The organism is Ferroglobus sp. (genome assembly GCF_015521575.1).
In the GTDB taxonomy this organism is placed as follows: domain Archaea; phylum Halobacteriota; class Archaeoglobi; order Archaeoglobales; family Archaeoglobaceae; genus Ferroglobus.
On record NZ_WANY01000067.1, the window covers coordinates 1 to 3,621 of the forward strand.

The following is a 3,621-nucleotide window of genomic DNA, read 5'->3' on the forward strand; positions in this document are numbered from 1 at the left end:
GCCTTCATTTTACGCCACCGCCGCTATTTCAACCACTAATCCAATCTTCGGCTCAACTCTGAAAGCTATCTGCTTCTGATACTGCATTTGGGCGAGATTGTACTTTTTGATTGTCATCGTGTTTTTTATGTCGGCTCCGAACTTCCTCAGACTGCATTCGGCAAGAAAAGTTGCGGCACTCTCAAGTTCAAGGAAAGACGCTTCATCTATCTCCCCCGGAACAACAGTGGCGATAACGGCTTTCCCCGTTGCTGCGATTCTTTTAATGAAGCTGACAAGATCTATCGCCGAGTTCGGATTTATGTCGAATTTGACGAGAGCTGAGAGGGAATCTATGATTATCACATTGCTTTCAAAAATGTGTCTGCCTGAGATTAACCTCTCTATGTACCTCTCTCTCTTTTTAACCTCGCTTATAAGCGGATAAACAGGAAAAAATTTCAGCCTGCCAGAAATTATGTGCTTCTCAATACCGTAACCCAAACTTGACATTTGCTTTATGAAATCGACGGTTGTAAGCTGAGAGGAAACGTAGCTAACGGAAACATCATTTTTCAGCAATCCGTAAGTTATTCTCTGGCAGACGACGCTTTTTCCACTTCCACTCTCTCCAACGATGAGACCGAACGTTCCCTTAGGAATTCCTCCGCCTATTTTTTTGTGAAATTCGTCGTTCTCGATTTGTACCGAGTACAGATTCACCATGCTCTCACCCCGCAAACTTGAAGGTTTTCTTCACTCCAACGTCAGTTACAACGATCAGATTAGCATCGCCGTTTATCCGAGAAGAGTAAACGTAAAGAGTAGCCGTTTCCCCCGGCTTTATCGCAACCTTGTCAGATTGGAAATTAACGACCTGTCCGTTGAGGATTATCGTGAGTGTGTTGTTCGTCAGAAGAATTTCCTCCGTCCCCGTGTTTTTTATGTAGATGATGTAAGCACCAAGGGTTGAATTGTAAATCACATTTGCCGGATCGTTTATTATGGAGAAGTCTGTTCCTATCATTTTTTTCAGAACTTCTCCCTGTTCTCCAGCCTCTATGCTTATTTTCTGCACCGTGACGAACATTATCGCTGAGGCTGAAGATGCGATGATTACTGCTGCTATGAAAAGGATCAGGTGCGATGCAACTTCCCCAAATCCCATTTCAGCTCACCGTGTATGTTGCATAAATTGCGTAACCGTTCTCTGCAACTATCTTAAGTCTGTGAGTTGTCCCTATCCCTCCGCTTAAGTTGTTAGATGATATTTCCACGTAAGTTTCCGGGTAGAGAACTGTTCTGTTATAGCTAAAGTCCACCAAAACTCCATCAACGAGCAAATCAAATTTGCTTACATTCAGCGTCGTTGTGCCAGTGTTCTTTACAACAACGCTGAGGTTGTGGGTTGTATTTGTCCCTACGGCGTTTATCGAGATAATATCGAGCTTCGTGTTCGCCTTGTTTACAGCATCCTCCCTCTCGGCTTTAAGCTTGTAAACGTAATCCTTAAGCTGGAGGTAAAAAGTTGAGTAAGCCAAGCCGACTATAGCAAGCGAGGCGACGAAAATTATAACGAAAGCGGCAGTTGTGCTAAATCCCATTGATCTCGCTGACCTCCTTTTTTATCCTGTATATCTGTCTTTCGACTTCTAAGAGCAAATCTCTGTTCAGTCTGCCGGTTCTCAAAGCCTCTATGAAGAGAAGGGACATTATGTGATCCTGAACATTCATGTAGCCAACTGGTCTCCAGTCCGATTTTTCATGGTAGAGCTTTATTCCTTTAGCGTACCTTATTACATCGAACATGACATCCTCGGAAATCCAGCCGATGTCGACGTAGTAGTCAAGGAGATCGTTCAACCCGTCGTAGCCCACCCTTTCTATCATGAACTCTATCCATTTCAGGAGGAACATCATAGCTCTGGTCGTTTTCGGAATCGAAGCAAGTTTAACCTCTCTTTTCGGTAATTCTTCGAGTTCCGGTGAGGTTTTGGGTGGTTTTTCCAATTCTACCGAAATGTTAGACGGCTGTTCAACCTTAGCCGGCTTTTCGACTTCAACGCTTTTATCTTCCGGCGTTTCGTAAAATTCTTCGTAAGCCTCCTCAAGTTTCTTTTTCGCCCTTTCTCCGATTTCTTCTTCGAACTTTTTCAAAAACGTTGAGAGGGCTTTTTCGAGTCTATCAATTTTTTCAACAAGTTCTCCAACACCCTCTCCGCTGCTCTCTTTCAGCTTGTTTTCGATTCTCGAAACTATCTTTTCGAGCTGCTCTTCCGTTACTTTTTTCCCCTTCAAAAGCTCGTATATGTCGTTGAGTATTACCGCCGGAACCCTTCCCTTGTAGCTTTCAAGCTTGTTTTTCAGTTCGTTTTCGCTCAAATACTTCTTCTTTCCCTCTTCAAGCTCTTCAAGTCTGATGATGTTGCGGTTATCTTCATTCAAGACTTATCACCTCTTCATAAATTACCTCATTAACTATCTCTCTAACATTCACCATATTCCTAAAGAGAAACCTCAAATCCAGCCGAATGTCCCGTATGATGTCTTCCATCGAGTTTACCTTTTTCTCCATTTCGTTCAGCCTTTCAACGCTTATAGCCGTGACTTTCGATTGACCGACGAAGGGGTTTATTTGGGCCGATACAACCTCGTACAAAGCCATCATATCCTTTAAAGATTCCTCAAGCTTCTGTATGTTGTCCTTCAAGCCGTCTATCTCCTTCTTTAAATTCGATATCGAAATGTCTATTCTCGGCAGCCTGTTCTCTATTTCATTCAGCCTCTCGTTGATTTTCATTATTATGTCCTCATCTTCTTCTTTGCTTTCCCCGCTTTCGGCTTCAACCTCAGACTCCTCAACCTCTTCCTCCTCTTCTTTTTCCACCACCTCCTCTTCCTTCTTCTTTCTTCTGAAGAGTTTGAGCATGAGAGACACCCCAGAAAAATTTTGATAAAATACAAAAAATTTAGAAAAAATTGAGGATCACTGTAGTTCTATTACTGCCTCCGTGTATGCCGGAGGTGTCGTGAACTCAATAATACCTGGTGCTCCAAACTCTGGTCTAACTTCTCCAGAGACTGATGTTCTTGGTGCCCACCCTCCAAACGCTGCAGTAACATTAATTGTTAAAATCACTTTGTCTCCTGAGTTTATAACAGGATAGCTTCCAGATGATATTGATCCATCTTCATCTTGGAGAACTATTATTCCAAAGTCCGTTGCTGATGTTAAGTTGGCCCACGCTTTTTGAGTTGTATCAAATGCATCAAGAATACCAGATGTTCCATCAGTAAACGCTGCAGTATTCTGCTTAAAGGTTACAGTTTTAGTACCGTCATAGAGTGTTATCTTTGTCGCATTGAGATCTACTTCTTGCCCACCCGTATTTACTTCTACATAGATAGCTAAGAGATCTACTTTTCCATCTGCACTTCTGGGGTTATTCACATGTCCTAACACCTTCACGACCTTTATACCGCTTGCAACCTCCTGAGTTGTCTGTCTTCCGGTAGCAGTTGCTTTCTGCTGCAGGTATCCGACGGTTTGAATCAGCACCGCAGCACTCACCGCAGCCACCAAGACAATCGCTATGAACACTATCAGTATCTCAATGCCTATCGCTCCCTTCTCGTCCTTCC

General features: G+C 43.1%; 6 protein-coding genes. All 6 read right to left on the reverse strand.

Translation table 11 applies throughout. From position 1 onward, the window contains the following. Positions 1-9 precede the first annotated feature (9 nt). On the reverse strand, positions 10-705 hold the full coding sequence (locus F7C14_RS02700; protein ID WP_290899712.1) for an ATPase domain-containing protein: 696 nt from the start codon (positions 703-705) through the stop codon (positions 10-12). A gap of 4 nt (positions 706-709) precedes the next feature. Beyond that, positions 710-1,147 (reverse strand): hypothetical protein, encoded by a 438-nt coding sequence (locus F7C14_RS02705; protein WP_290899714.1) that lies wholly within the window; start codon positions 1,145-1,147, stop codon positions 710-712. A gap of 1 nt (position 1,148) precedes the next feature. After that, the gene (locus tag F7C14_RS02710) at positions 1,149-1,583 is read right to left on the reverse strand and encodes a hypothetical protein (protein WP_290899716.1); all 435 of its coding nucleotides are present in this window, start codon (positions 1,581-1,583) and stop codon (positions 1,149-1,151) included. After that, a complete protein-coding gene (locus F7C14_RS02715; RefSeq protein ID WP_290899717.1) occupies positions 1,573-2,424 on the reverse strand; it encodes a FlaD/FlaE family flagellar protein in 852 nt (283 codons plus the stop codon). The genes F7C14_RS02710 and F7C14_RS02715 overlap by 11 nt, the downstream gene beginning before the upstream one ends. Continuing rightward, complete coding sequence (locus tag F7C14_RS02720) at positions 2,417-2,908, reverse strand: flagella accessory protein C (RefSeq protein WP_290899718.1); 492 nt, start codon at positions 2,906-2,908, stop codon at positions 2,417-2,419. The genes F7C14_RS02715 and F7C14_RS02720 overlap by 8 nt, the downstream gene beginning before the upstream one ends. Before the next feature lie 57 nt (positions 2,909-2,965). Next, the coding region (locus tag F7C14_RS02725; protein WP_290899719.1) for a flagellin at positions 2,966-3,621 on the reverse strand (656 nt) is incomplete at its 5' end.

Coding starts and splice junctions, on each gene's coding strand:
- F7C14_RS02705 (WP_290899714.1), bottom strand. CDS start 1,147: ATGGGATTTGGGGAAGTTGCATCGCACCTGATCCTTTTCATAGCAGCA.
- F7C14_RS02720 (WP_290899718.1), bottom strand. CDS start 2,908: ATGCTCAAACTCTTCAGAAGAAAGAAGAAGGAAGAGGAGGTGGTGGAA.
- F7C14_RS02710 (WP_290899716.1), bottom strand. CDS start 1,583: ATGGGATTTAGCACAACTGCCGCTTTCGTTATAATTTTCGTCGCCTCG.
- F7C14_RS02700 (WP_290899712.1), bottom strand. CDS start 705: ATGGTGAATCTGTACTCGGTACAAATCGAGAACGACGAATTTCACAAA.